Genomic DNA, 23,864 nt, shown 5'->3' on the forward strand with positions numbered 1-23,864 from the left:
GCTCCCGCAAGCCGCGCCCCTTGGCGCCGGGCCTCGCAGCGGTCATGTTCCGGCTCATGGCGCAACGCAAGACCCTGCTTCTCATCGACGACGACGACGACCTGCGCGGCGCCTTGGCCGAACAGCTCGCCCTGCACGAGGAATTCGCCGTGGCCGAATGCGCCACCGCCGGCGAAGGCGTGCGCCAGGCCCGCGAGATCAAGCCGGACCTGATCCTGCTCGACGTCGACCTGCCCGACATGGACGGCCGCGAGGCCTGCCGGCTGATGCGCAAGAACGGCGTCACCGCGCCGGTGATCATGCTGACGGCCGCCGCCAGCGACAGCGACACCATCCTGGGCCTGGAATCGGGCGCCAACGACTACGTCACCAAGCCCTTCCGCTTCGGGGTGCTGCTGGCCCGCATCCGCGCCCAGCTGCGCAGCTACGAGGCCTCGGAGGACGCGCTGTTCCGCATCGGTCCCTACGAGTTCCGGCCCTCGGCCAAGCTGCTCGTCGACGACAAGCAGAAGAAGGTGCGGCTGACCGAGAAGGAAACCAACATCCTCAAGTACCTCTACCGCGCCGGCTCCAAGCCGGTGTCGCGCGAGGAGCTGCTGACCGAGGTCTGGGGCTACAACGCCGGCGTCACCACCCACACGCTGGAGACCCACGTCTATCGCCTGCGCCAGAAGATCGAGCCCGATCCGGCCGTGGCGCGGATCCTGATCACCGAGGCGGGCGGCTACCGGCTGCAGCCTTAGCCGCGCCGCCGACGGGCGAGCAAAAAGAAAGGCCCGGGGCTTTCGCTCCGGGCCTTCTTCAATTCAGCGATCGCGCCTGGATCAGGCGTTGCCGATCGGCGCGCCTTCGGCCTGGGCCTTGCGCGCGGCGTAGACGCCGCCGAAGTCGATCGGGTCGATCAGGAAGGGCGGGAAGCCGCCTTCGCTGGTGACGTCGGCGATCAGGCGACGGGCGAACGGGAACAGGAAGCGCGGGCACTCGATCAGCAGGACCTGCTCGAGGGCTTCTTCCGGCACGCCGGTGATGTGGAACAGGCCGCCGTAGACGACCTCGACGTGGAACACGGCGGTCTCGCCGCGCGTGGCGCGGGCCGACAGCTTCAGGTCCACTTCGAACAGGCCGTCATTGCGGCCGCGGGCGTTCATCTCGACGCCCATGTCGATCGCCGGCTGGTCGGCGGCGGCGCGGAGCGAGTCCGGAGCCAGCGGGTTTTCGAACGAGAGGTCGCGAACGAACTGGGCGACGATGCGGATGCCGGCGGCGGCCGCTTCGTTGTCGTCCTGGGCGGCGGGCGGAGCGCCGATGGTGTCGGTCATGAACGTTTTCCGTGTTCGGCGCGGGTCGCCCGGCCTTAGGCGTGAGCGGCGCTGCTAACATGTGCGAGAACGCCGTGCAACGTCAGGCGCCTGACGCGGGCGGTCGCTTCGCCTATATAGGAAGGCTGTCGTCGCCATCGACGGCCCGATGCGGAATTTGTCGTGACTGAACTGATCGTCTTCGCGGTGCTCGCCGCCGTCGTCCTTTACCAGCTCTACGCCGTGCTTGGCCGGCGGATCGGGCGTCAGCCCGAGGACACGCCCGCCGCCGTGGCCGCTCCAGCCGCCGGTCGCCCGGCCGAAAACCCGGAGACCGTGGCCCCGGTGGCCGCCACCGGCGTGGCCGCCCTGCGCGCCCGCCAGCCCGACTTCGACGTCGGCCGCTTCCTGGTGGGCGCCCGCCAGGCCTACGAGATGATCCTCAAGGCCTTCGCCGCCGGCGATCGCGAAACCCTCCGGCCGCTGCTGGCGCCTGACGTCATGGCCAATTTCGAGGGCGCGATCGTCGCTCGCGAGGCCGAGGGCCGCACCGAGAGCGTCGAGCTGCTGACCCTGCCGCGCGTCGATCTCGACAGCGCCTCGGTCGAGGGCGACGTGGGCCGCGCCGTGGTGCGGATCCTCGGCGAGGTGCGCACCCGCTCGACCAGCGCCGCCGGCGAGGCGGTGGACGATCGCCGCACGGCCGACATGTGGACCTTCGAGCGCGATCTCAAGAGCCGCAATCCCAACTGGACCCTGGTGCGCGTCGCGGTCGCCGAGGCCTGATGTTGCGTTCCGTCCTGACCGCCGCGGCGGCCGCCCTGGTTCTGGCCGCCTGTACGACGGCCGCGCCGCCCCTGCCGATCACCCCGACGGCGCCGGTTCCGCCCTCGACGACCCCGACGCCTCGCCCGCAACCCACGCCGCCGGTCTCCTCGGGGGCCGGCTTCTCGGCGCTGCAGGGCTGGAACGAGGAAGACCACGCCGCCGCCCTGCAGGCCTTCCGCGAGACCTGCGGCGTCGCCAAGGATCCGCCCACGGCCGAGGTGTGCCGCAAGGCCAAGCAGGCCGGGCCGGTCGACGACGCCCGGGCGCGCCTGTTCCTCGAAGCCAATTTCCGTCCCGAGCCGATCGCCGGCCAGGGCCTGCTGACCGCCTATTTCGCGCCGGAATACGAGGCGCGGATGTCGCGTTCGGCCGAGTTCAGCGCCCCGATGCGCGGCCGACCGACCGACCTGGTCATGCTCGACCTCGGCGCCTTCGATCCGACCCTGAAGGGCAAGACGGTGGCTGGCCGCGTCGCCGGCGGGACCTTCACCCCCTATGACGACCGCGCCGCCATCGAGGCCTCACCGCTTGACCGGCCGCTGGCCTGGCTGCGGCCCGAGGACCTGTTCTTCCTGCAGATCCAGGGCTCGGGCGTCCTGACCCTGCCCGACGGCCGCCGCGTGCGCGCCGCCTTCGCCGCTCATAACGGCAAGCCCTTCACCGGCATCGCCACGGCCATGCGCGATCGCGGCCTGCTGGCCGACGGCGACACCTCGGGCGAGGCGATCCGCGGCTGGCTGGCGGCCAATCGCGGTCCCAAGGCCGACGAGATCATGCGGCTGAACCCGCGCTACGTATTCTTCCAGACCCTGCCCGACGACGGCCGCCAGGCTACGGGCGCCGCCAATGTGCCGCTGCCGGCCGGCAGGGCCATCGCCGTCGATCCCAGCCAGAACGCCCTGGGCGGCCTCTACTGGATCGACGCCAGCGCGCCCAAGCTGACCGGGGCCTTCCCGACCTATCGCCGGGCCGTGATGGCGCTGGACACCGGCGGCGCCATCAAGGGCGCGGTGCGGGCCGACCTCTACATGGGCACCGGCCAGGCGGCCGGAACCGAGGCCGGCCGCGTGCGCCACGACCTGCGCCTGTGGCGCCTGGTCCCCCAGCCGCAATCCTGATCCCCGGGGCCTGATCCGATGAGCAAGCGGCCGCCCGACGACGACGGCCAGCGCCTCTGGCGGCTGGTGGCCTCCACAGTGCGCGCCAAGGCCGGCGAGACGCCGCTGAAGATGCGCGCCAAGGTCAAGGTGCGCCCGGCCAAGGCCGAGCTGATGGGTCACGCCGCCGAGGTCGCTCCGCCGACCCGCCTGGCCTCGATCGCCCCGCTGCGCATCGATCCGGCCGACATTCCGGCGCTCAAGCCCAAGCCCAAGGCGTCCAAGCCGCCGCCCGAACGCATCGAGCCCAACCGTCATCGCCGCATCGCCAAGGCCCACGACCCGATCGGCGCGCGGCTCGACATGCACGGCCTCGACCAGGACCAGGCCCGCGCGACCCTGGAACGCTTCATCCGCCGGGCCTTCGACGACGGCCACCGGGCGGTGCTGGTGATCACCGGCAAGGGCAAGGTCGGCCAGGGCGTCCTGCGCCAGCGCACGCCCGAATGGCTGGCGGCTCCGGTCCTGCGCGAGATGATCGCCGGGGTGTCGCCGGCCGACCAGCGCCACGGCGGCGAGGGGGCGCTCTACGTGGCGCTGAAGCGGAAGGCCTAGATGACGGGCTCGCTCTACACCGTGGTCTGCCAGTTTCGTGGCGGGATCTATGTCAGTCAGTTCCGGGCCGACGACGAGATCGAGACCGTGCGGGCCTGGGCGGAGATGCTCAAGCGCGACCGCCCCATCGCCCGGGTGTCCTATGCGATCGCGCGAAACGCTTTGGTTGACCTGGATCCGCCCTGGGATATTCCGCCGGCTGCGCTCGAGGGACTTTCGGACGTCTGGTGCCAGTACGTGTCGTGCGGAAAGGACGGCGCGTTTCTCAACATCGTGCGCACCGCCGAAGGCTGAGGACCGTCTACTTCGGCCGGGCGGCCTTTTCGGCGTGGCCGGAGGTCCCCTCGCGGGCCTCCAGCTTCTCGGCCACGGCGTCCAGCGACACCCCGGCCGCGGCCATCAGAGCCAGCCAGTGGTACAGCAGGTCGGCGCTTTCGGCGGCCAGGGCGTCAGGACCCTGGGCCACGGCGGCGATCACCGTCTCGACGGCTTCCTCGCCCAGCTTCTTGGCGGCCAGGGCCGGATCGTTCAGCAGCTTGGCGGTGTAGGACGCGCTCGGGTCGCCGCCCTTGCGGCTCTCGACGGTGGCGGCCAGGCGCTCCAGGACTTCGAACAGCCGGCTCATGCGACGTTCCTCGAAGGATCCAGGCGCACCGGCACACCGGACGCGGCCATGGCGGCCTTGGCCTCGCCGATCGAGATTTCGCCGAAGTGGAAGATCGAGGCGGCCAGCACGGCGGCGGCGTGGCCGTCGCGGGCGGCTTCGACCAGGTGCTCGGTCTTGCCGGCGCCGCCCGAGGCGATCACCGGCACGTTCACGGCGCTCGTCACGGCCTTCAGCAGCGGGATGTCGTAGCCGATCTTGGCGCCGTCGCGGTCCATCGAGGTCAGCAGGATCTCGCCCGCGCCGCGCTCGACCACCTTGGCGGCCCAGTCGACCACGTCGAGGCCGGTGTCCTTGCGGCCGCCATAGGTCCAGACGTTCCAGCCCGAACCGTCGGGACGGGCCTTGGCGTCGATGGCCACGACCACGCACTGGGCCCCGAAGGCGTCGGCGCCAGCGGCGATCAGATCGGGGTTTTCGACGGCGGCGGTGTTGGTCGAGACCTTGTCGGCGCCGGCCAGCAGCAGGCGGCGCATGTCGGCCACCTGGCGCACGCCCCCGCCCACCGAGACGGGCATGAAGCAGACCTCGGCGGTGCGCGAGATCACGTCCAGGATCAGGCCCCTGCCTTCGCTGGACGCGGTGATGTCGAGGAACATCAGTTCGTCGGCGCCGGCCGCGTCATAGGCCGCGGCCTGCTCGACGGGATCGCCGGCGTCGCGCAGGTCGACGAAGTTGACGCCCTTGACGACCCGGCCGTCCTTGACGTCGAGGCAAGGAATGATCCGGGTCTTCAGCATCAGAGCGCCGCCGCGACCAGGGCTTCGGACGGCTTGATCGTGCCGGCGTAGAGCGAGCGGCCCAGGATGGCGCCGGCGACCTCGACGCCCTTGCGGGCCTTCAGTCGCTCGATGTCGGCCACGGAGGCGACGCCGCCCGAGGCGATGACCGGGATCGAGACGGCGTCGGCCAGTTCGCCCACGCCCTCGACGTTGACGCCGGTCAGGGCGCCGTCGCGGCTGATGTCGGTGACGATCAGGGCGGCCACGCCCACGTCCTCGAAGCGCTTGCCCAGGGTGATGGCGTCGATGTCCGACAGGCCGGTCCAGCCGTCGATGGCGACCTTGCCGTCACGCACGTCGACGGCCACGGCGATCTGCTCGGGCCACAGGCGGGCGGCCTTGCGGACCAGGTCCGGATCGTGGACGGCCACGGTGCCGAGGATGACGCGCGACACGCCGGCCTCGATCCAGGCCTCGATGCCTTCCAGGGTGCGGATGCCGCCGCCCAGCTGCACCGGGATCGAGATCGACTCCAGGATCGACTGCACGGCGGCGGTGTTCACCGACTTGCCTTCGATGGCGCCGTTGAGGTCAACGACGTGCAGCCACGAGAAGCCGTCCTTGACGAAGCGCTGGGCCTGGTCGGCCGGGCTATTGTTGAAGACCGTGGCCTTGTCCATGTCGCCGTGCAGCAGGCGCACGCACTGGCCGTCCTTCAGGTCGATGGCGGGATAGAGGATCATGGGCGCCATTCCAGGAAGTTGGCGAGCAGGGCGAGCCCGGCGGCTTGTGATTTTTCGGGGTGGAATTGTACGCCCGCGACATTCCCCTTGGCCACCGCCGCGACGAACGGGCCGCCGTGGTCGCTGGTCGCCACCACGTCGGCCGGATCGGCCGCCGCCAGGGCGAAGGAATTGGCGTAGTACATGTGGGCGCCGTCCTCGATGCCCGCGAACAGGGCGTGAGCGCGCGAGAAGGCGATCGCGTTCCAGCCCATGTGCGGGATGGTCAGCGAGGGATCGGACGGCTGAAGCTTCTTCACCTGGCCGCCGATCCAGTCGAGGCCCGGCGTGACGCCGAACTCGAGACCTTCGGTGGCCAGCAGCTGGTGACCGACGCAGATGCCCATGAACGGCGCGCCACGCTGGTGCACGGCCTCGTTCATGGCCTCGAACACGCCAGAGGCGTCCAGGCCCGCGCGGCACGAGGCGAAGGCGCCGACGCCGGGCAGGAACACCCGGTCGGCCTTGGCCACGAGATCGGGATCGGCGGTGACGATGATGGAGGCGGCGACGCCGCGTCGGCGGGCGGCCTCGTTCAAGGCCTTCTCCGCTGATCGCAGGTTGCCCGACCCGTAGTCGATCAGGGCGAGAGTTTGCATGGAACCTACAGCACGCCCTTGGTCGACGGCGCCTGGCCGCCGGTCTTCGGATCGAACTCCACCGCCTGACGCAGGGCCCGGGCAAGCGCCTTGAAGCCGCTCTCCGCCACGTGGTGGGTGTTGTCGCCGTACAGCGTCTCCAGATGGATGCACGCCCCGCAGTTCATGGCGAACGCGTGGTGGAACTCCTTGAAGAGCTCGGTGTCCATCTCGCCGACCTTGGGTCGCTTGAACTCGACCTTCCAGATCAGATAGGCGCGGTTGGACAGATCGATGGCGCAGCGCGTCAGGGTCTCGTCCATCGGGATGTAGGCGTGGCCGAAGCGCCGGATGCCCTTGAAGCCATCCAGCGCCTTGTTGATCGCCTGACCCAGCACGATCCCGGTGTCTTCCACCGTGTGGTGCATGTCGATGTGCAGGTCGCCCTTGGTCTCGATCTTCAGGTCGAAGCCGCCGTGGCGCGCGAAGCTCTCCAGCATATGGTCGTAGAAACCAATGCCGGTGGAGATCGTCGAGGCGCCGGTCCCGTCGAGATCGATCCAGACCCGGATCTGGGTCTCTTTCGTCTCGCGGACCACTTCAGCGGTGCGGGCCATGCTTCGTCCTTGAAGGTCGGTGAGGACCTTGGGGTGGTTAGAGTCCGTTCTGGGCGGCCAGGTCGCGCAGCTTGACCTGCGGACGCGGACCGTAGTGGGCGATGACCTCGGCGGCCGCCAGGGAGCCCAGCTTGCCGCAGTCGGCCAGCGAGCGGCCCTGGGAGAGGCCGTAGAGGAAACCTGCGGCGTATTGGTCGCCCGCGCCCGTCGTGTCCACGACTTTTTCCACGGGGAAGGCCGAGATTTCATGGACGCTGTCGCCTTGGGCGACCACCGAACCCTTTTCGCTTCGGGTGACGGCGGCGATCTCGACCCGCTTGGCCAGTTCCTTCACGGCCGCATCGAAATCGTCGGTCTGGAACAGGGCGCACACTTCGGAGGCGTTGGCGAAGACGATGTCGCACTGGGTCTCGACGAAGCCCAGCAGGGCCTCACGGTGACGATCCACGACGAAGCTGTCCGAAAGCGTGATGGCGATCTTCCGGCCCGAACCGTGGCTCAGCGCGGCGGCCTTGGCGAAGGCGCGGCGGGCTTCCAGCGGGTCGAACAGATAGCCTTCGAGATAGGCGTACTGGGCGGCTTCGATGATGGCCGGGTCGACGTCGGCGGCGGTCAGCTCGACGCAGGCGCCCAGATAGGTCGACATGGTGCGCTGGGCGTCGGGGGTGACGTTGATCAGGCACTGGGCGGTGGCCGGGCCTTCCGCCAGCGGCGGGGTGGTGAAGGTGCCGCCGATGGCGCGCATGTCGTGGGTGAAGACGCGACCTAGCTGGTCGTCGGCGACCTTGCCGATGAAGGCGGCCTTGCCGCCGAAGCTGGCCACGCCCGCCACGGTGTTGCCGGCGCTGCCGCCCGAGGCCTCGATACCGGCGGCCATGGCGTCGTACAGGCTGGTCGCGCGCGTCGTGTCGATCAGCGCCATCGAGCCCTTGACCAACCCTTGCGCGTCCAGGAAGGCGTCGTCGCACTGGGCGATGACGTCGACGATGGCGTTGCCGATGGCGGCGACGTCGTAGAGGGCGGTCATGAGGGGTTCCGATAGGGACTGCGAAAAGAGAACCGTTGGCAAGTAAAGGAACGGGGCCGGCAAGGCAACGCGGGGCTTGCCCGATACGGTGCGGCTTTCTAACCCTGGGGGCATGAGCACCGCCCGCCCCGACGTCCTGATCCTGGTCCCCGCCGCCGACGAACCGCGCTTCGCCCAGAGCTGGCCGCCGCTGTTCGAGCGTCTGGCGACGCCCCTACGCGCCCTGGGCCTGACCGTCGCGTCGCGCTCCTGGACAGATCCGGTCGAGGCGGACGGGCAGGGGATCGTCCTGCCGCTGCTCAGCTGGGGCTATCACCATCGCGAGCCCGAATGGTACGCGCGGCTCGGCGCCCTGGAGGCTGGCGGCGTGCGCACGGCCAACCCGCCGTCGCTGCTGCGCTGGAACACGGCCAAGACCTATCTGCCCGAACTGGCCGCCAAGGGCGCGCCGGTGGTGCCGACGATCACGCTGGACAAGATCACGCCCGAAGCCGTCGTGGAGGCCCGCGATCGCTTCCAGGTCGATGTCGTCGTCGCCAAGCCCCAGGTTTCCGGCGGCTCGCACCAGACGGTGAAGCTGGGTCGCGACTTCGACCTCTCCGGCGCGCCCACCGGCCCGGCCCTGATCCAGCCGTTCCTGCCGGCGGTGGGCGAGGAGGGGGAGCTGTCGCTGTTCTTCTTCGACGGGGTCTTCAGCCATGCGGTGACCAAGGTGGCCGTGTCCGGCGACTTCCGGGTGCAGCCGCAGTACGGCGGCAAGGTCAGCGAGATCGCGCCCGAGCCCGAGGCCCTGCACGCCGCCCGCATGGTGCTGGACGCCGTCGGAGCGCCCCTGACCTACGCCCGCGTCGACCTGATCCGCGGCCTCGACCACACCCCGCAACTGATGGAGCTGGAGATCATCGAGCCGGATCTCTTCCTCGAGCACGCCCACGACCACGGGGCGGCGTTCGCCAAGGCGGTGAAAGCGGCGCTTTAGGGGAGGGCAGGGAAGGGCATGGACATTCTTTAGGCGCTGGGTGGGCCGCGAGCGACATGCGCACGATCGTTCGCCGGCGACGAGCCCGAAATCGGTTCGATTGCTTTTGGAGTTTCGATAGAGGCGGCCTATATCGGAAGCCATGCTCCCGACCCTCCGCCAGATGCAATATCTGAAGCTCCTGTCCGAGCACGGCTCGTTCAGCCGGGCCGCCGAGGCCTGCTATGTCACCCAGCCCACCCTGTCGGCCGGGATCCAGGAACTGGAGAAGATCCTCGGCGCGCCGGTGGTGGACCGGGCTCGCTCGGGGGTGATCCTGACCGCCGCCGGCCAGGAGGCCGTGCGCCGGGCCACCGCCATTCTCGCCCAGACCGAAGACCTGGTGCAGGCCGCCCGCGGGGCGGGTCAGCCGCTGGCCGGGCGTTTCCGGCTGGGCGTGATCCCGACCGTGGCGCCCTACCTGCTGCCGCGCGCCCTGCCGATGCTGCGCGACCAGTTCCCCAAGCTGCGCCTCTTTCTTCGCGAGGACCTGACCCAGCGCCTGATCGCCTCGCTGAAGGCCGGCTCGCTGGACGCGGCCCTGATCGCCCTGCCCTACGACATGAGCGGCCTGGACTGGGCCCATGTCGAGGACGACGAACTGCTGGCCGCCGCGCCGGCCAATCACCCGATGGCCCTGCAGGAGCGGGTCGACCCCTCCAGCCTCGACGGCCAGGAGCTGATCCTGCTCGAAGACGGCCACTGCCTGCGCGACCACGCCCTGTCGGCCTGCGGCCTGGAACCGCCAAAGGCCAATGGCGAGGACGAAAGCTTCGCGGCCACCTCGCTGCCCACCCTGGTGCAGATGATCGGCTCGGGCCTGGGCGTGTCGTTCCTGCCGGCCATGGCGGTGCAGGCGGGCCTGGCCGAGAACGCCCCGGTGACGGTGCGACCGCTGAACACGGCCCAGTCCAGCCGCGAGATCGTCGTCGCCTGGCGGGCCGGTTCCAGCCGCGCCGCCGAGGGCCGCCTGCTGGCCGAGACCCTGCGGGCGGCGTGATCGTCGCGTCTTCATCCAAAACCATCGTTCTTCGAGTCTGCGGCCTTTCCCCCGCTCGGCGCGTTGCAGCCGGGACCGGAACTGGAGCGCACGATGAAGACGGCGATGACCTTGGCCCTGCTGGGCGTTGCGATGGCGGCCTCGGGCTGCGTCAGCCTTTCGCGCAGCACGGCGGTCGAGACCCTGCCGGCCGACTGGCGCGCCCAGGCCCGCGTCTCCGAGGTGCGCCTCACGCGGGGTGATCTCAAGGTCACCGACGGCTTCGACGCCCTGTTCAAGCAGCACGTCCAGGCCAAGCTCGACGGCTGCGCCAAGGGCGACCGGCCGTTGCGGCTAGAAGCGAAACTCGACCGCTTCGACAAGGCCAACCCGGCCCTGACCGCCCTGGTCGCCGGCGCCAACGTGCTGCGTGGCAAGGCCCGGCTGGTCGACGTGCGGACCGGCAAGGTGGTCGGCGACTACGCCATCGGCAAGACCATCGTCGGCGGCCGCCTGGCCGTCATCAAGATGGGCGAGGCCGAGGAGCAGCTCAGCGACGCCTTCGGCGAGGAGGTCTGCCACCAGGCCTTTCCGGCGGCGATCGCAAACAGATAGCATCAGATATATCTAAATAGCTCTTGACCGTCCGCGATTTCGATATATCTATCATTTCGATATAACGAAACTGCATCGAAAGAGCATACATGTTTGGACGTCATCATCATCCCCACCACGGCCGCCACGGCGGTCATCACAGCCGCCATCCCTTCGGCTTCGACGGTCGCGAACACGGCGGCGGCATGGGCGGTCGGGGCTTTGGCCGCGGCGGTCCGCGCGGCGGCGGCCGGTTCTTCGACCACGGCGATCTGCGCCTGGTCGTTCTCAAGCTGATCGCCGAGAAGCCCAGCCACGGCTACGAACTGATCAAGGCGGTCGAGACCGCGGCCGGCGGCGCCTACAGCCCCAGCCCCGGCGTGATCTACCCGACCCTGACCCTGCTGGAAGAGCTGGGCTACGTGGCCGCGACCGACGCCGGCGGCGGCAAGAAGCTCTACACCATCACCGACGAAGGCCAGGCTTTCCTGGAAGCCAACGCCCAGCCGGTGAACGGCCTCTTCGCCCGCATGGCCGAAGCCGCCTCGCGCAGCGCCGCCTTCGCGCCGCAGATCCTGCGGGCCCGCGAGAACCTCAAGACCGCCCTGCGGCTGAAGCTGCACGCCGGCAGCCTGTCGGCCGAGCAGATCGCGGCTGTCGCCAAGGCCCTGGACGACGCGGCCGCGGCGATCGAAGCTGTCTGACGTCGGGGAGCCAAGGAGCAGAGCCATGCAGAGCCACGCCCGCCTCGTCACCGACAAGGCCGCCCGCTACATGACCCAGCTGGCCAAGCACTGGGGCCACAAGTTCGAGGTCGAGTTGACCGAGACCACGGCGGCCTTTCCGCTGCCGCTGGGGCCCTGCCGCATGACCGCCGACGCCGAAGGCCTCGACATGACCGTCGAGGCTGACGACTTCGAGGCCCTGGAGAAGCTCGAGCAGGTGGTCGCCGACCACATCCTCCGCTTCGCCTTCCGCGAAAACGTCGAAAAGCTGAGCTGGACCCGCGCCCGCGAGGCCGGCCACATCAACCCGCCCAAGGCGCGGGGCGGGCTGGGGTTGGGGCTCTAGGCGCCCCTACTCCGCCGCGAGTTTCGGTACAGCCAGTCGGCCATTGATGGCGGCGAGAGCGTGAACGGCCTCGATGAAGGGCGGGCTGACACCCGTCTTTGAGAATTCCAGCAATTCGTTGAGGCCGGACGCGCTGTTGAAGTGCAGCACTTCATAGCGACAAATCGGAATTTGCCGATTGTCCTTAAAGCGCCGATCTGGGCCACCATTTTTGTTGGGATGCTTCCAAGTCTGACCAATGACTGCGGCGTCCCTCGGCACCATTCCCTCCTCAATGAAATTCGAGTCCTGCCATCGAAGCGTGAGATCCGCATAACCCACCGCACCGACATGTTTGCCATGAACGACCAAAACCACGTCGGGCAGGAAGTAGAGGGTCTGAACTCCGACCTTGGCCGAAGGTGGGGTGAGGTTAGAGGCGAGGATGTTGGGTAGTTCGTAAGTAAGCGTAGTCGGCTTTTTGTTGACGATGTGACTTGCGCCGGCATTTCGCTTCCAAGTCGTTAGATCACGCACCTCACCGCCAGCGGCGATGTGCCATTTCCCCGCACATCCGGTCATCGAATCGAAGGTTTCGGTCAGTCGCTCGTAGGCGGACTGGGCCTGTGGCTCGAGGTCGTAATAGAGAACCGACCGTCGCTGATAGCTGTCCAGCCATCTTGCAAATAGCCAAGCCGGCAGCGTGAGAGCCCAAACGACCATGGCTACGGTCGCGTCGGCGAATAGCAGAAGGCCTCCAAGGGCTATGCCGCACCAGCCGACAATCTTGCCGAGCGGTGTCTTCGCCAGCTTCATGTTGATATCGTCGAGTAGGTCGCCGACGCTGGTTTCTCGCATCAACAGGACGTCACCCGACTCCACTTCAACCATATCCACGCCGTCGATGGTTGTCGAAATAGGCTTGGGGAAGGTGTTCGCGGGTGACCGACGTTCACCTGGCCGTCCAATTGTGGAGCGATAGCGCAGTCCACCAATCCCCGCCTGAACATAGTGGCCACGTGGTCCGACGCCGACGCGAAGCCCTTTCACGCCGACCGATGCGCCGATACCACCTTTTGAGAAATTGAACCTGAACGGACCCGCACTAACGCTCTTGCGGAAATAGAATGGCATCCGACCTGCCCCCCCAGCCAGCGGACATTCATCTCAGCGTATGCCAACGCTTTGGGCAATGCTCAGGGTTGAAAATTCCCGCTTCGCTCTCGCCGAGAAAGATCAGTGAGCTTTCTCCAGTCCCGCCAGCAGCTTGGCCAACAGGCCGTTCAGCGCCTGCTGCTCCTCGCCATCAAGCGCCGCCAACAAGCCCCGCTCGTTGTCGATATGCAGCGGCAGGATCCGGTCCAGCAGCGCCAATCCCTCGTTCGTCAGCGCCACAAGCGTGCCCCGCCGGTCGCTCGGATGCGGGCGGCGCTCGACGAGGGCCATCTTCTCCAGTCTGTCGATGCGGGCGGTCATGCCGCCCGACGAGACCATGGCCGTCTCGTAGAGGTCGGTCGGGGTCAGGGCGAAATCGCCGCCGGCTCGGCGCAGGGTGGCCAGCACGTCGAACTCGCCGCGCTGCAGGCCGTGGGCCGAAAACAGCGGCGCCAGGCGGTCCTTGAGCACGATCTCGGCGGCCTCGCAGAGCCGGCCGACCAGTTCCATCGGGAACGGATCGAGGTCCGGCCGCTCACGCCGCCATTGGACCGAAGCCGCGCCTGCGCGGTCGTGACGCTTGGCTTTCGCCGTCATCGGATATATCTCGCCATCAAGATACTTACTTTCGAGATATATCGTGGTCCTCGCTTACGAAGAAGACGCCAAGTCGCGCGAACATGCGCTTCTTGCCGCCCGTGCCGCCAAAAGCGGCGCCGTGCTCACCATCGCGGCGATCGTCGTGGCGGCCCTGAACCTGCGCCCCGCCCTGGCGGCGTTGGGTCCGGTGCTCGACACGGTGAAGGCGGCCACTGGCGCCTCGTCGGCCGCGGCGGGCCTGCTGACCACCCTGCCGATCTTCCTGATGGGCCTGGGCGCCCTGCTGGCAGCGCCGCTTCGGCGGATGCTGGGCGAGCGCATGGGCGTGGCCGCCGGCCTCTTGGCCATCGCCGTTGCCTGCGGCCTTCGCGCCCTGTTGCCCAGCCTTTCGGGCCTGTTCGTCAGCGCCGCGATCGTCGGGATCGGCGTCGCCGCCGTGCAGGCGCTGATGCCAGGCTTCATCCAGCGCTTCGCCGGCGATGACGCCGCCCGCCTCACCGGCCTCTACACCACCGGCATCATGGCCGGAGCCGCCGTCGCGGCTGCAGGCGCCTCGGGCCTGACCCGTCTGGCCGGCTGGCAGGCGATGTTCGGCCTGTGGGCCCTGCCGGCCGTGCTGGCCCTGTTGCTGTGGACGGGCGCGACCAAGCGCTCCGTCGCCGTTCCGGCCGGCGGTCCGCGCGTCGTTCGCCGCCACGCCCTGTGGAAGAGCCCCCGCGCCTGGCTGCTGCTGACCTTCTTCGGCGTCGGCACCGGCGCCTACACCCTGGTGCTGGCCTGGTTCCCGCCGTTCTACGCCAGCCGGGGCCTGACCGCCGACCAGGCCGGCTACGCGCTTTCCGCCCTGACGGTGTGCGAGGTGCTGGCGGGCCTGACGGTTTCGGCGGCCATCGCCCGCCGTCCGGATCGCCGTCCTCTCTTGATCGCCGCCCTGACCTCGCTGCTCAGCGGCATCGCCTGCCTGCTGCTGGCCCACTGGCTCGTCCTGCCGGCCGTCTGCCTGCTGGGCGCGGGCATCGGCGCGATCTTCCCGCTGTCGCTGATCATCACCCTCGACCACGCGGCCGACCCCGACCAGGCCGGCGACCTGATGGCCTTCGTCCAGGGCGGCGGCTACGTCATGGCCAGCGTCATGCCGTTCCTGGCCGGCTGGGTGCGCGACGCCTCGTCGGACCTGTCGGGCGCCTGGCTGCTGATGGCGGTCGGCGTGGTGGCGATGATGGTGATGACCGCGCGGTTCAAGCCGGGCGCGCGGGTCGGCTAAGACCTAGAACAGCCCGATCGACGGGCACAGGTCGGCGATCTTGCAGATCTCGCACTTGGGCTTGCGGGCGATGCAGACATAGCGGCCGTGCAGGATCAGCCAGTGGTGGGCGCGGGTCTGGTAGGGCCCGGGCACGATCCGCATCAGGTCGTCCTCGACCGCGTCGGGGGTCTTGCCGGCCGACAGCTTCAGACGGTGCGAGACGCGGAAGACGTGGGTGTCGACGGCGATGGCCGGCTCGACGTCGAGTTCATTGAGCACCACGCTGGCGGTCTTGCGGCCCACGCCGGGCAGGCTTTCCAGCGCCTCGCGGTTCAGCGGCACCTGGCCGCCATAGCGGTCCATCAGGATGTGGGCCGAGGCGATGACGTTCTTGGCCTTGGTGCGGAAGAGGCCGATCGAGGCGATGTACTTGATCAGTCCGTCTTCCCCGAGCTCCAGCATCTTTTCGGCGCTGTCGGCGACCTGGAACAGCGGGCCGGTGGCCTTGTTGACCTGGACGTCGGTGGCCTGGGCCGACAGGGCGACGGCGGTGACCAGCTCGTAGGGGTTGGAATAGTTCAGCTCGGTCTTGGGCCGCAGCTCCAGGCTCTCGAAGCGCTCGAACAGGATGCGCACGCGTTCGCGCTCGGCGGGCGAGATCCGCTTGGCGGCGGGGCGTTTCTTGACGAGGGGTTTTGCGGTTTTCGAGGGCGCTGGCATCGGCGCGACCATGCCGTGATGCGGCCGGCTCGCCAAGGCGGCGCAAGCGGCGTAAATCCTGGTCATGGCCGCAGCCCTCTACATGGACGCCGTCATTCGCCCCAACCGGTCGCTCGGCAAGACCGGCATGGCCGTGGTGCTGGGCGTCGTCATCGCCTTCAACCTGATGGTGGCGGTGTTCCTGCTGGTGCTGGGCGCGCCGCCGGTGCTGCCGTTCCTGGGGCTCGACGTGCTGGCCCTGTGGCTCGCCTTGCGCGCCAGCAACCGGGCCCTGTCGCGCTCGGAGCGGGTGCGGGTCACCGCCGAGGCGATCACCGTCAGCCGCGAGGACGCCAAGGGCGCCAAGGTGGTCTGGACCTCGCCGACCGCCTTCACCCGCGTCGATCTCGACCAGCCCGGCGAGCACGAGAGCCGCGTGCGCCTCTTCATGTCGCGCCGTCGCCTGACGTTGGCCCGAGCGCTCAGCCCGGACGAGCGGGTGGCCTTCGCGCATGCCCTGGAGCGGGCGATCAAAAGCGCGCGGGCCGAGCGGTGGTCGTGAGTTCCAGCCGCAAGAACCGGGCGGACGCCCTTCCCTGCCGGGGCTAGAGTGAACCGATGCCTCTCGACGTCTCGCCTTCCGAAACCCTCGCGCGCCTGGCCGAACGCTCGGCCGACTATCACCGCATGGCCGTCGCCCTCGACTGGCTGGCGCAGCGCTGGATGGACCGGCCGTCGCTGGACGAGGCCGCCGGCGCGGTGGGCCTGTCGCCGTTCCACTTCCAGCGCATCTTCACCCGCTGGGCCGGGGTCAGCCCCAAGACCTTCGTCGCCGCCATCGCCCATGCCGAGGCCCGCCGCTCGCTCGAAGCGGGGGCCAGCGTGCTGGACGCGGCCTATGACGCCGGCCTTTCGGGCCCCTCGCGGCTGCACGACCTGTTCATCGCCCAGGAGGCGGCGACCCCGGGCGACGTGCGCCGGCGCGGCGCCGGCATGACCCTGCGCTGGGGCTGGTCGCCGACCCCGTTCGGGCGCGGCCTGTTCGTGCTGGCCGAGCGGGGCCTGGCGGGCCTGGCCTTTTCGGACGGCGACGACGACTTCGCCTTCGCCGACATGCACCGCCGCTGGCCCGGCGCCGACTGGGTGCGCGACGACATGGCGGCGCAAGAGACCGCGCTGCGGGCGTTCGGGGCCGGCGAAGGGCCCCTGCCCGTGGTGCTGATCGGCTCGCCCTACCAGGTGCAGGTCTGGAAGGCCCTGCTGCGCATCCCGGCCGGCGAGACCGCCACCTACGGCCAGGTCGCCGCCTGGGCCGGCAAGCCCAAGGCCTTCCAGGCCACCGGCGGGGCGATCGGGGCCAATCCGATCTCGCTGCTGATCCCCTGCCACCGCGCCATCGCCAAGGACGGTCGCCTCACCGGTTACCACTGGGGTCTGGCCCGCAAGGCCGCGATCCTGGGGATGGAAGCCGTGTCGGTGCAGGAGGTGGCGTGACGTCACCGCTTCACGTCTAGGAACAAAACAGAAACATACGTCCGGACTCGACGTCGGCTTGAGCCACTCTGACCCGTAACCGCGATGCGGGCTGAGTAACGGGTGGAGCTATGGAACCGGAGGTACTGAAGGAGTTGGCGGTGGTGTTGTCGGCGGTGGCCGGCGTGGTGACGGCCTTGGCCGGACTGGTGTGGGCGTTTCGGCGGCGGCCCTGAGCCTTCCGCATGCGGAAGGTGTTTTGCTTGTGGAATCCGGACTGCGTAAGCAGTCCGGTGGAGGGCCGCCGCCTCTTTCCTCAGGCCGTGCCGAGGAAGTCGCGCTTGCCCACGACCACGCCGTTCTTGCGCAGGATCCCGTAGGCGGTGGCCAGGTGGAAGTAGAAGTTCGGCAGGGCCTGAGCGGTCAGGTAGTCGAGGGCGTTGTGCTCGGTGGTCTCGCCGCGACGGGTGAGCGCCACGGTGCGGTCCTCGGCGCCGTCGAAGGCGGCCGGGTCCAGGCCTTCGACATAGGCGATGGCGCGTTCGACGCGGGCCGACAGGTCGGCGAAGCTGGTCTCGGCGTCGTCCCAGGCCGGAACCTCGAGCCCGGCCAGGCGGGCGCTGGCGCCCTTGGCGAAGTCGGTGGCGATCTGCACTTGGCGGATCAGCGGGAACATGTCGGGATAGAGCCGCGCCTTCAGCAGGGCCTCGGGATCGAGCTTGTGGGCTTCCACATGGGCGGCGGCCTTGGCCAGCACGCCGGCGAGGCCCTTCAGCCCCTGGACGAAGACGGGAACGCTGACGCGGTGGGCGGTGATGGTCATGGAGGCTCCGGTGAGGCTTTGGCGCTGGATGTAGGGCGGTTTGGTGGAAAGCGGCAGTCCCCTGACGGCGCCCTTCTCCCCTTGCGGGAGAAGGTGGCGGCCGAAGGCCGTCGGATGAGGGGTCGCGCTGACGTTGGACGCCTCCGCCCGGCCTGACCGCCGCACGCGGCTTTTAGTTCTGAGAGACCCCTCACCCGACCCTGCTCCGCAGGGCCACCCTCTCCCGCAAGGGGAGAGGGACATGGGTTTGCGATCTCCCGCGCGAAGGCGCGTTAGGTCGGGGAGGCGCGGAGCGGCCGGGCGGAGCCCGGAGACCGTGATGTTGTTTAGCGTTTCGGCTTCGTCAGACCGCTCCGCCGCATCGTAGGCTCGAAGGACCGGGGGCGCGGGCCTCTTTCAGCCCTGGACCCGGTTGTCCCTCGGACGGGCAGGATCAATAGCCCCGCGGTGATCCGGCGGCGCCTCGGCTGATCCTGTTAGGCCGGTTTGAAACGATCCCGGCCCTGTCGACCCGCTTGTCTCGTCACGGAACGGCTGGCGGCCCAATCACGCCTTCTGAGCGATCCTGCAAACCCGCCCTTCCCATGACGCAACAAGCGGCCCCGCTCGATGCGATCCACAGCCGCTAACTCGGGCCGGTACCAAGAGCCCTCCCCATGGCTGGGATGGGGATGATTATGGGGCGGGTTGAGCAGGGGAGGATAAGTTGGGGTGATAAAGTTGCAGGGCGTTGAGTTCGCTCAATTCTTTTCCGCATTCGCCGTGTGAGCAGCGTGCGTAAGGCCGCCCCAACTCCGTAAAATCCCCGCGAAAGCGGGGACCCAGGCTTTTTCTGAAACCCCCGGCGCTCGACGATAAAACACCTGGGTCCCCGCTTTCGCGGGGATTTTACGGGTGGAAGGATCAAGCCCCGATCCCAGTCTCGCCCCCTCCACCGCTTCGTGGTCCCCCTCCCCCGTTGCACGGGGGAGGAGTAGCGCTGAAAGGTCTGAGAGACCCCTCACCCGACCTGCTTCGCAGGCCACCCTCTCCCGCAAGGGGAGAGGGATCAGGCCGCCTCGGCCTCGTCATATCGCGCCCGGGCCGCGCGGATGGCGTTGTGGTGGTCCATGGCCCAGGCGATCAGGGCGTTGAGGGGGCCTTGCAGCGACGTCCCCAGGGGCGAGAGGCTGTATTCGACGCTGGGCGGCTTGGTGGGGAAGACCTGGCGTTCGATCAGGCCGTCGCGCTGCAGGTCGCGCAGGGTCTGGGTCAGCATGCGCTGGGAGATGTCGGGCACGGCCCGGCGCAGCGCCCCGAACCGCTTGGGGCCGGTGGCCAGCAGCGACAGCAAAAGCGTGCTCCATTTGTCGCCCAGGTGGTCGATGACGTCGCGCACCGGGCAGTCGGAGGCCGTGAAGCCCTGGCCCTTCCAGCCGTCCAGCGCGTCGCAGAGCGCTTCCGGAGAAAGCGATGGTGGTTCCTTCAAGGTGCCTATCTCCCGGAAAACTGCCGTCTTTACGGCGGGGCCTTGCTCTCACATTTACACTAGGTCTCGAAAAGAGACCAGCAAAGGACGCCCTCGATGACTGCTCGACCCTTCCTCAATGACCGCCTTCTGGTGACCGGCGCCGGAGGCCAGCTGGGCCGCCGCATCGTCGAGCTGCTGCTCGAGGCCGGCGCCCCGCACGTGATCGCCACGACCCGTGATCCGAGCAAGCTCGCCGACCTGGCGGCCAAGGGCGTCGACGTGCGCGCCGCCGACTTCGACGATCCGGCCTCGCTGAAGACGGCCTTCGCCGGCGCCGACCGGGTGCTGCTGGTCAGCACCGACAGCCTGGGCCAATGGGGAACCCGCATCGCCCAGATCCGCGCGGCCGTCGCCGCGGCGGTCGAGGCGGGCGTGAGCCATGTGCTCTACACCTCGGCCCCCGGCGCGCGGCCCCAGGCCGGCGGCGGGGTGATCGACGACCACTTCTGGAGCGAGCAGGCGATCATCGCCGCCCCGTCCCTGAACTGGACGATCCTGCGCCACAACCTCTATGCCGAGACCATCCTGCTGGGCGCGGGCCAGGCGATCGCCGGCGGGACGCTCTACGCCGCCACGGCCGGCCAGGGCCGCGCCTATGTCACCCGCGAGGACTGCGCCGCGATCGACGCCGCCGCCCTGCTGGGCGCGGAAGGCCGCCAGATCCTCGACGTCTCCGGTCCCGAGGCCCTGACCCAGGACCAGCTGGCCGCCCTGCTGGCGCAGGTCTCGGGCAAGCCGGTCGCCCACCAGGACATCCCGCTCGACGCTCTGCGCGCGGGCCTCGCCCAGGCCGGCCTGCCGAGCGTCTATGTCGACGTCCTGGCCGACTTCGACGCCCAGGCCGCAGAAGGCCAGCACGCCATCGTCACCGACGCGGTCGAGCGCCTGACCGGCAAGGCCCCCACCTCGGTCGCGACCTTCCTGGCGGCCAACAAGGCGGCCCTGGGCTAAGCGTCGCCGACCGGGCAAGCGGAACGGTCTTCGGCGTCGCGGGGTTTCTAGCGGGTCCAATTTGCATTCCCCCTGAAGGAGGAACACCCGATGAAAGTCAGCGACGCCATGACCAGCCAGGTCTCGGTCGCCCGTCCCGGCGACAGCATCCGCAAGGTCGCCGAGGTGATGGCCAAGGTCGACAGCGGCGTGGTGCCGGTGGTCGAGGATGGCAAGGTGCTGGGCCTGGTCACCGACCGCGACATCGTGCTGCGCGTGGTCGCCGAAGGCCGCAGCTTCGACAGCCCTGTGTCCGAGGTGATGAGCGACGGCGAGGTGCTGTCGGTCAAGGAAGACGACATCCTGGCCGACGCCACCGCCAAGATGGCCAACAACCAGGTCCGCCGCCTGGTGGTGCTGAACGACACCGGCCGGCTGACCGGTATTCTGTCCCTGGGCGACGTGGCCAAGGACTACGGCGCCAAGCAGGTCGGCAAGACGCTGGAGGAGATCTCGCAGGACGCCGAGGCGGCGCATTAGGCGATCAATTCGGTCGCCTTGGCCAAAAGCCGTTGAGCTCTTGCAAGGTGGTAGGGGTCACCGGTTTTTTCGTATTTGACGATCTCAGCCTTGGCTTCTTTGATTGCCGCGCATTTTCCGCGTTTCATGACGAACCTCCGTTGAAGTTCGCTCAGTCTCCAGCGCTGCTGAAGCCGGGGGGGTTAGGTCGTCGTCTGATCATTCAGATTGGTTGATTTCGTCCCCTCGCGGCTCGTGAGCATGATTCAGCGGGAGGGGGGCATAGCTTTTCAAAGAAAAAGGGCGGCTCCTTTCGGAGCCGCCCTTCGTCGTTTTGGTGATCGCGGAAGCGATTAGACCAGGGTCGGGTCGATGGTCTTGCAGGCTTCCATCAGGCCCTTCACCGACTCGACCGACTTGGCGAACATCGCCTTCTCGGCGTCGTTGGTTTCGAACTCGATGATCTTTTCAGCGCCGCCGGCGCCGATGACCACCGGCACGCCGACATAGAGGTCCGACAGGCCGTATTCGCCGTTCAGGAAGGTGGCGCACGGCAGGACGCGCTTCTTGTCCTTCAGGTAGCTGGTGGCCATGGCGATGGCGCTTTCAGCCGGGGCGTAGAAGGCCGAACCGGTCTTCAGCAGGGCGACGATCTCGCCGCCGCCCTTGCGGGTGCGCTCGACGATGGCGTCCAGCTCTTCCTGGGTCAGGAAGCCGGCCTTCACGGCGTCCGGCAGCGGCAGGCCGCCGACGGTCGAGTGACGGACCATCGGGACCATGTCGTCGCCGTGGCCGCCCAGGGTCCAGGCGTGGATGTCTTCGACCGACACGCCGGTCTTTTCGGCCAGGAAGTAGGCGAAGCGCGCCGAGTCCAGGACGCCGGCCATGCCGATGACCTTTTCCTTGGGCAGGCCCGAGAACTGCTGCAGGGCCCAGACCATCGCGTCGAGCGGGTTGGTGATGCAGATGACGAAGGCGTTCGGGGCGTGGGCCTTGATGCCTTCGCCAACGGCCTTCATGACCTTCAGGTTGATGCCCAGCAGGTCGTCGCGGCTCATGCCCGGCTTGCGCGGCACGCCGGCGGTGACGATGCAGACGTCGGCGCCGGCGATGTCGGCGTAGTCGTTGGCACCCTTCAGGGCCACGTCCTTGCCGAACACGGCCGAGGCTTCGGCGATGTCGAGCGCCTTGCCCTGCGGGGTGCCTTCGGCGATGTCGAACAGGATCACGTCGCCCAGCTCTTCGCGAGCGGCGATGTGGGCCAGGGTGCCGCCGATCATGCCGGCGCCGATAAGGGCGATCTTCGCGCGAGCCATGGTGTCTCCATCAGGCTGTGGACAGGAAATGTCGGGGCGCGGTCTACGCCCCTAGCGGCTTAGTCTCAAGCCCCCTTTCCCGTTTCGCTGCGCTGCGGCAAAACGATCACAACAACGACAAGGAGAGGCGCCGTGAGCAAGACCGATCCGGGACGGTTTTTCGAGGACTTCGAGCCGGGCCAGGTGCTGGTCCATGCGACGCCGCGCACGGTGACGGCGGGCGACGTTGCTCTCTATACGGCCTTGTACGGCCCGCGTTTTTCGCTGTTCTCGTCGGACGCATTCGCCCGGGCGAGCGGCCTGGCCGCCGCCCCCGTCGATCCCCTCGTCGCCTTCCACGTGGTGTTCGGCAAGACGGTGCCCGACATCAGCCTGAACGCCGTGGCCAACCTGGGCTACGCCGAAGGCCGGTTCCTGGCCCCCGTCTTCCCCGGCGACACCCTGACGGCGACCTCCGAAGTGATCGGCCTGAAAGAAAATTCGAACGGCAAGACCGGGGTCGTCTATGTCCGCACCACGGGGACCAGCCAGCGCGGCGAGGCGGTGCTGTCCTATGTGCGTTGGGTGATGGTGCGAAAGCGCGATCCGTCGGCCGTGGTCGAGGGCCAGTCGGTTCCGGACCTGGCCAAGGCGGTCGCGCCTTCGGACCTGGTCGTTCCGGCGGGGCTGGATTTCTCAGGCTACGACTGGTCGCTGGCCGGCGCCCCGCACGCCTTCGAGGACTACGCGGTCGGCGAGAAGATCGACCATGTCGACGGCATGGCGGTGGAGGAGGCCGAGCACCAGATGGCCACGCGGCTGTGGCAGAACACGGCCAAGGTGCACTTCAACCAGTTCGAGCGATCGAAAGACCCGTCGGGCCGGCGGCTCGTCTATGGCGGGGTGGTGATCTCGACGGCCAAGGCCCTGTCGTTCAACGGCCTGCAGAACGCCGGCCTGATCCTGGGGATCAACGGCGGTCGGCACGTGGCGCCGTTCTTCGCCGGCGCGACGGTGTTCGCCTGGAGCGAGGTGCTCGACAAGGCGGATCTGGGAGGCGTCGGCGCCCTGCGGCTGCGGCTGGTGGCGACCAAGGATCGGCCCTGTACGGATTTCCCCGACAAGGACAGCGAGGGGGTCTATGACCCGGCCGTGATCCTCGACTTCGACTATTGGGCGGCGGTTCCGAAACGTGGCTGACTTCGATTTGCATCCGGCCTTCCCGGCCTCCTCGCACGCCGTCGGCGAGCTGCCGCTCTGCCACGTGCGCCTGCACGACGACGCCCGCTATCCGTGGCTGGTGCTGATCCCCCGCGCTGACGGCCTGGTCGAGATCGAGGACCTGTCGCCGGAGGGCCGCATCGCCCTGACCGAGGAGATCGTCGCCCTCGGCGCGGCGGTGCGGGCCGTGGCGGCGGTGCTGGGCGTGGCGGTCGACAAGCTGAACGTCGGCGCCCTGGGCAACGTCACCCCGCAGCTGCACGTCCACGTGCTGGGCCGCCGCGACGGCGATCCGGCCTGGCCGGGGCCGGTGTGGGGGCACAGCGCGGGGGTGAGTTATGCAGAGGACGTGCGGACGGCGGCGATCGCGGCGGCGCGCGAGGCGCTCAACCTCTGACCCCTCTCCCCTTGCGGGAGAGGGTGGCCTCTGAAGGAGGTCGGGTGAGGGGTCTCTCAGAACTGTCGGACAGGGCTTTCGACCCCTCATCCGTCGGCTTCGCCGCCACCTTCTCCCGCAAGGGGAG

The 23,864-nt window shown here is 68.7% G+C and carries 31 protein-coding genes; 17 read left to right on the forward strand and 14 right to left on the reverse strand.

Going from position 1 to position 23,864, the window contains the following annotated elements:
• Positions 1–56: 56 nt before the first annotated feature.
• Positions 57–743 carry a response regulator transcription factor gene (locus tag AC07NG_RS02730; RefSeq protein WP_198575488.1) on the forward strand — a complete coding sequence of 229 codons (687 nt, stop codon included), beginning with the start codon at positions 57–59 and terminating at the stop codon, positions 741–743.
• An 81-nt stretch (positions 744–824) separates the two neighbouring features.
• Here the strand turns inward: AC07NG_RS02730 and secB are convergent, their stop codons facing one another.
• Entirely contained in the window at positions 825–1,319 is a 495-nt protein-coding gene (gene secB / locus AC07NG_RS02735; RefSeq protein WP_492854112.1) for a protein-export chaperone SecB, read from the reverse strand.
• 162 nt (positions 1,320–1,481) lie between these two features.
• On the opposite strand from secB, the gene timA reads away from it, so the two are divergent.
• From timA to AC07NG_RS02755, 4 genes are read left to right on the forward strand one after another with little or no spacing between them, the layout of a single operon-like run.
• Complete coding sequence (timA, locus tag AC07NG_RS02740; RefSeq protein ID WP_487291635.1) at positions 1,482–2,084, forward strand: TIM44-related membrane protein TimA; 603 nt, start codon at positions 1,482–1,484, stop codon at positions 2,082–2,084.
• Positions 2,084–3,244, forward strand: coding sequence for a murein transglycosylase A (gene mltA / locus AC07NG_RS02745; RefSeq protein WP_494592044.1), 1,161 nt, complete (start codon positions 2,084–2,086; stop codon positions 3,242–3,244). Before timA ends, mltA begins: the two co-directional genes overlap by 1 nt.
• An 18-nt stretch (positions 3,245–3,262) precedes the next feature.
• Positions 3,263–3,838, forward strand: coding sequence for a Smr/MutS family protein (locus AC07NG_RS02750; protein ID WP_494592046.1), 576 nt, complete (start codon positions 3,263–3,265; stop codon positions 3,836–3,838).
• Positions 3,839–4,132, forward strand: coding sequence for a hypothetical protein (locus tag AC07NG_RS02755; protein ID WP_494592049.1), 294 nt, complete (start codon positions 3,839–3,841; stop codon positions 4,130–4,132).
• Between the two features lie 7 nt (positions 4,133–4,139).
• Here AC07NG_RS02755 and AC07NG_RS02760 read toward each other — a convergent pair whose 3' ends face one another.
• From AC07NG_RS02760 to AC07NG_RS02785, 6 genes are read right to left on the reverse strand one after another with little or no spacing between them, the layout of a single operon-like run.
• Entirely contained in the window at positions 4,140–4,463 is a 324-nt protein-coding gene (locus tag AC07NG_RS02760; RefSeq protein WP_494592051.1) for a phosphoribosyl-ATP diphosphatase, read from the reverse strand.
• On the reverse strand, positions 4,460–5,242 hold the full coding sequence (gene hisF, locus AC07NG_RS02765) for an imidazole glycerol phosphate synthase subunit HisF (protein ID WP_494592053.1): 783 nt from the start codon (positions 5,240–5,242) through the stop codon (positions 4,460–4,462). The genes AC07NG_RS02760 and hisF overlap by 4 nt, the downstream gene beginning before the upstream one ends.
• Complete coding sequence (hisA, locus tag AC07NG_RS02770; RefSeq protein WP_199228335.1) at positions 5,242–5,976, reverse strand: 1-(5-phosphoribosyl)-5-[(5-phosphoribosylamino)methylideneamino]imidazole-4-carboxamide isomerase; 735 nt, start codon at positions 5,974–5,976, stop codon at positions 5,242–5,244. The genes hisF and hisA overlap by 1 nt, the downstream gene beginning before the upstream one ends.
• A complete protein-coding gene (gene hisH, locus AC07NG_RS02775) occupies positions 5,964–6,605 on the reverse strand; it encodes an imidazole glycerol phosphate synthase subunit HisH (RefSeq protein ID WP_494592056.1) in 642 nt (213 codons plus the stop codon). The genes hisA and hisH overlap by 13 nt, the downstream gene beginning before the upstream one ends.
• Positions 6,606–6,610: 5 nt before the next feature.
• Positions 6,611–7,201, reverse strand: coding sequence for an imidazoleglycerol-phosphate dehydratase HisB (gene hisB / locus AC07NG_RS02780; protein ID WP_101713144.1), 591 nt, complete (start codon positions 7,199–7,201; stop codon positions 6,611–6,613).
• A 37-nt stretch (positions 7,202–7,238) separates the two neighbouring features.
• The gene (locus tag AC07NG_RS02785; protein WP_494592059.1) at positions 7,239–8,228 is read right to left on the reverse strand and encodes an adenosine kinase; all 990 of its coding nucleotides are present in this window, start codon (positions 8,226–8,228) and stop codon (positions 7,239–7,241) included.
• Positions 8,229–8,340: 112 nt separating this feature from the next.
• On the opposite strand from AC07NG_RS02785, the gene AC07NG_RS02790 reads away from it, so the two are divergent.
• The 5 genes from AC07NG_RS02790 (at position 8,341) to AC07NG_RS02810 (ending at position 11,890) form a co-directional block, all read left to right on the forward strand.
• Entirely contained in the window at positions 8,341–9,207 is an 867-nt protein-coding gene (locus AC07NG_RS02790; protein WP_494592061.1) for an ATP-grasp domain-containing protein, read from the forward strand.
• Between the two features lie 142 nt (positions 9,208–9,349).
• Positions 9,350–10,246, forward strand: coding sequence for a hydrogen peroxide-inducible genes activator (locus AC07NG_RS02795; protein ID WP_492854119.1), 897 nt, complete (start codon positions 9,350–9,352; stop codon positions 10,244–10,246).
• 93 nt (positions 10,247–10,339) lie between these two features.
• The gene (locus tag AC07NG_RS02800; RefSeq protein ID WP_494592063.1) at positions 10,340–10,840 is read left to right on the forward strand and encodes a hypothetical protein; all 501 of its coding nucleotides are present in this window, start codon (positions 10,340–10,342) and stop codon (positions 10,838–10,840) included.
• A gap of 89 nt (positions 10,841–10,929) precedes the next feature.
• Positions 10,930–11,523 (forward strand): PadR family transcriptional regulator, encoded by a 594-nt coding sequence (locus tag AC07NG_RS02805; protein ID WP_492854120.1) that lies wholly within the window; start codon positions 10,930–10,932, stop codon positions 11,521–11,523.
• A 25-nt stretch (positions 11,524–11,548) separates the two neighbouring features.
• Positions 11,549–11,890: a DUF2218 domain-containing protein gene (locus tag AC07NG_RS02810; protein WP_110118394.1), complete on the forward strand. Its 342-nt coding sequence runs from the start codon at positions 11,549–11,551 to the stop codon at positions 11,888–11,890.
• A gap of 6 nt (positions 11,891–11,896) precedes the next feature.
• On the opposite strand, the gene AC07NG_RS02815 is transcribed toward AC07NG_RS02810, so the two are convergent.
• Both AC07NG_RS02815 and AC07NG_RS02820 read right to left on the reverse strand, forming a co-directional pair.
• On the reverse strand, positions 11,897–13,003 hold the full coding sequence (locus AC07NG_RS02815; RefSeq protein WP_494592067.1) for a DUF4236 domain-containing protein: 1,107 nt from the start codon (positions 13,001–13,003) through the stop codon (positions 11,897–11,899).
• Positions 13,004–13,105: 102 nt separating this feature from the next.
• On the reverse strand, positions 13,106–13,621 hold the full coding sequence (locus tag AC07NG_RS02820; RefSeq protein WP_494592069.1) for a MarR family winged helix-turn-helix transcriptional regulator: 516 nt from the start codon (positions 13,619–13,621) through the stop codon (positions 13,106–13,108).
• A 43-nt stretch (positions 13,622–13,664) separates the two neighbouring features.
• Between AC07NG_RS02820 and AC07NG_RS02825 the strand changes: the two genes are divergently transcribed.
• Complete coding sequence (locus tag AC07NG_RS02825; protein ID WP_494592072.1) at positions 13,665–14,888, forward strand: MFS transporter; 1,224 nt, start codon at positions 13,665–13,667, stop codon at positions 14,886–14,888.
• A 3-nt stretch (positions 14,889–14,891) separates the two neighbouring features.
• Here AC07NG_RS02825 and nth read toward each other — a convergent pair whose 3' ends face one another.
• A complete protein-coding gene (gene nth / locus AC07NG_RS02830) occupies positions 14,892–15,602 on the reverse strand; it encodes an endonuclease III (protein ID WP_494592332.1) in 711 nt (236 codons plus the stop codon).
• A gap of 52 nt (positions 15,603–15,654) precedes the next feature.
• Here nth and AC07NG_RS02835 point away from each other — a divergent pair, with 52 nt between their 5' ends.
• On the forward strand, positions 15,655–16,131 hold the full coding sequence (locus AC07NG_RS02835) for a DUF2244 domain-containing protein (RefSeq protein WP_494592074.1): 477 nt from the start codon (positions 15,655–15,657) through the stop codon (positions 16,129–16,131).
• Positions 16,132–16,187: 56 nt separating this feature from the next.
• The gene (locus tag AC07NG_RS02840; protein WP_494592076.1) at positions 16,188–17,063 is read left to right on the forward strand and encodes a methylated-DNA--[protein]-cysteine S-methyltransferase; all 876 of its coding nucleotides are present in this window, start codon (positions 16,188–16,190) and stop codon (positions 17,061–17,063) included.
• A 295-nt stretch (positions 17,064–17,358) separates the two neighbouring features.
• Here AC07NG_RS02840 and AC07NG_RS02845 read toward each other — a convergent pair whose 3' ends face one another.
• Both AC07NG_RS02845 and AC07NG_RS02850 read right to left on the reverse strand, forming a co-directional pair.
• Complete coding sequence (locus AC07NG_RS02845; protein ID WP_494592078.1) at positions 17,359–17,865, reverse strand: DUF1993 domain-containing protein; 507 nt, start codon at positions 17,863–17,865, stop codon at positions 17,359–17,361.
• Between the two features lie 1,048 nt (positions 17,866–18,913).
• Positions 18,914–19,333, reverse strand: a complete 420-nt coding sequence (locus AC07NG_RS02850) for a winged helix-turn-helix transcriptional regulator (RefSeq protein ID WP_492854126.1) — start codon at positions 19,331–19,333, stop codon at positions 18,914–18,916.
• A 96-nt stretch (positions 19,334–19,429) separates the two neighbouring features.
• Between AC07NG_RS02850 and AC07NG_RS02855 the strand changes: the two genes are divergently transcribed.
• Positions 19,430–20,326, forward strand: coding sequence for an NmrA family NAD(P)-binding protein (locus AC07NG_RS02855; protein ID WP_494592080.1), 897 nt, complete (start codon positions 19,430–19,432; stop codon positions 20,324–20,326).
• Between the two features lie 90 nt (positions 20,327–20,416).
• Entirely contained in the window at positions 20,417–20,845 is a 429-nt protein-coding gene (locus tag AC07NG_RS02860) for a CBS domain-containing protein (protein ID WP_487291615.1), read from the forward strand.
• Here the strand turns inward: AC07NG_RS02860 and AC07NG_RS02865 are convergent.
• Entirely contained in the window at positions 20,842–20,973 is a 132-nt protein-coding gene (locus tag AC07NG_RS02865; protein WP_494592083.1) for a hypothetical protein, read from the reverse strand. The two genes, AC07NG_RS02860 and AC07NG_RS02865, sit on opposite strands and share 4 nt — an antisense overlap.
• Before the next feature lie 204 nt (positions 20,974–21,177).
• Positions 21,178–22,140: a malate dehydrogenase gene (mdh, locus tag AC07NG_RS02870; protein ID WP_058347105.1), complete on the reverse strand. Its 963-nt coding sequence runs from the start codon at positions 22,138–22,140 to the stop codon at positions 21,178–21,180.
• A 132-nt stretch (positions 22,141–22,272) separates the two neighbouring features.
• Here mdh and AC07NG_RS02875 point away from each other — a divergent pair, with 132 nt between their 5' ends.
• Together AC07NG_RS02875 and AC07NG_RS02880 are read left to right on the forward strand one after the other, a co-directional pair.
• Positions 22,273–23,319, forward strand: coding sequence for a MaoC family dehydratase (locus AC07NG_RS02875; protein ID WP_494592086.1), 1,047 nt, complete (start codon positions 22,273–22,275; stop codon positions 23,317–23,319).
• A complete protein-coding gene (locus AC07NG_RS02880) occupies positions 23,312–23,737 on the forward strand; it encodes an HIT domain-containing protein (protein WP_494592088.1) in 426 nt (141 codons plus the stop codon). Before AC07NG_RS02875 ends, AC07NG_RS02880 begins: the two co-directional genes overlap by 8 nt.
• Positions 23,738–23,864: the final 127 nt, after the last annotated feature.

Source organism: Caulobacter sp. GW821-FHT10C03 (genome assembly GCF_059415485.1).